Genomic DNA, 1,769 nt, shown 5'->3' with positions numbered 1-1,769 from the left:
TCTGCTGCGAGGCGCTGGCGATCTGTTCGGCGCCCAGGCGCACCTTGCCCACCACGCTGGAGAGGCTGGCGCCGACGCTGTTGATGGCTTCGGTCAGCAGGCCGATCTCGTCGCGCCCGCGGCTGTCCATGCGCGCCGTGAGGTCGCCCTCGGCGATGCGCCGGGCGACGTCGCGCACCTGCGCCAGCGGACGCGCCACGCTGGCGCGCACCACGGCGTACAGGAGCGCGGCCAGCACCGCCAGGGCCAGCAGGCCGGCCAGGATGAAGCGCTGGCGCAGTTCGGTGGAGGCCGCGGTGATCTCGTCGCGGTAGGTGCCGCCAGCGATGATCCAGTCCCAAGCCTTGATGTGGGTGTAGGCGACGAATTTTTCGCGCGCCGCGCTTTCGCCAGGATTCTGCCAGTCGTAGACGATGCTGCCGTTCTTCTTGTCCAGCATCTCGCGGATGAAGGCGCGCCCGTCGGCGGCGCGGCTGTCAAGCAGATTGGCGCCTTCGCTGCCCGGGTGCACCAGCAGCTCGCCGTAGTGCTTGCCGGGGGCGGCGCTCAGCACGTAGAAGTAGCCGGACTGGCCCACCTTGAGCGCGCGGATGCGGTCCTTCAGCAGCTTCATGTCTTCCGTGATGTCGACGCCCACGTAGAGCACCCCGACCACCTTGCCGGCGGCGTCGCGCGCCGGCTCGTACTGGGTGATGTACTGCTTGCCGAACAGGGTGACCAGGCCGATGTAGCTGCGGCCCTCGCGCAGCACGGCATAGGCCGGGCTGTTGCGGTCCAGCGTGGTGCCGACGGCGCGTTCGCCGTTTTCCTTCTTGACCGAAGTCGTCACGCGCACGAAGTCCTCGCCATCAAGGGCGAAGATGGTGGCGTTGCCCCCGGTTTGGGCGGTGAAGCTGTCCGGCGCGCCGAAGTCGAGGTTCAGCACCTTGCCGTCGAGCTTGAGCGTGGGCGTGGGCTTGCCGCCGATGTCCACGCTGGTCGCCGGGTCAAGCTCGAAGCTGCCGGGCAGGCCATGGCGGAAGATGCGGCCGAAGCTCGCGGCCGAGCTGCTGACGCTCTTGTTGAACATCTCGACCGTGTTGGCCACGCTGCGCAGTTCGCTCGTGACGCTCTGGGTCGCGCGCTCCTCGAGCATGCGCGAGGTGGCGTAGGTGATCGTCGCGACCAGCGCGGCGATGATCGCGGCCGTCAGGACGAAGGTAATGGCGCTGATGCGGGTGCCAACATTCCAGTTGGCGGGATGATATCGGGAGGAGGGCATGAGGCACACTGGATATGGAACCAGAGGCATCATACCGTTGTAACTTTCCGTACCGCAACAACATCGGGTCGAAAACCGCCGTGTGCACGGCTGCGCCACAACACAGATGCTGCATTGGCAAGCAATCCCGATGCGCTTCTGTCATCAAAGCTTGCCGTGCCAATACGCCGGCGGCCGCGCGCCCGGCCGCAAGCTCAGGAGGCCTGCTGTTCGAGCGGCGGGTGGGCCTGGAACTGCAGCGCCGCCAAGTTGGCGTACACGCCGCCGTGGGCGACCAGCGAGGCGTGGGTGCCGGCTTCGACCACGCGGCCTTCGTCGAGCACGATGATGCGGTCGGCGCGCTGCACGGTGGCCAGGCGGTGGGCGATGATGATGGTGGTGCGGCCGACCATGGCCGCTTCCAGCGCGCGCTGCACCAGGCGCTCCGACTCGGCGTCGAGGGCGCTGGTGGCTTCGTCGAGCAGCAGCAGGGGCGGATTCTTGAGCAGGGCGCGCGCGATCGCGATGC

Annotated in this window: 1 protein-coding gene and 1 pseudogene; both read right to left on the bottom strand. The window is 67.8% G+C overall.

Annotation, left to right across the window (positions count from 1 at the left end; genetic code table 11):
- Positions 1-1,261 (bottom strand): methyl-accepting chemotaxis protein (locus tag B2R83_RS16385; RefSeq protein WP_292043525.1); only part of this gene is annotated, 1,261 nt, incomplete at its 3' end.
- A gap of 194 nt (positions 1,262-1,455) precedes the next feature.
- Positions 1,456-1,769, bottom strand: a pseudogene (locus B2R83_RS16380) (ABC transporter); the annotation flags it as partial.

This window comes from Massilia sp. UBA6681, from assembly GCF_002454935.1.
GTDB classification, from domain to species: domain Bacteria; phylum Pseudomonadota; class Gammaproteobacteria; order Burkholderiales; family Burkholderiaceae_D; genus Telluria; species Telluria varians.
The sequence above is the reverse complement of the archived record's forward strand: the minus strand, read 5'-3'. Positions and strand labels throughout refer to the sequence as shown.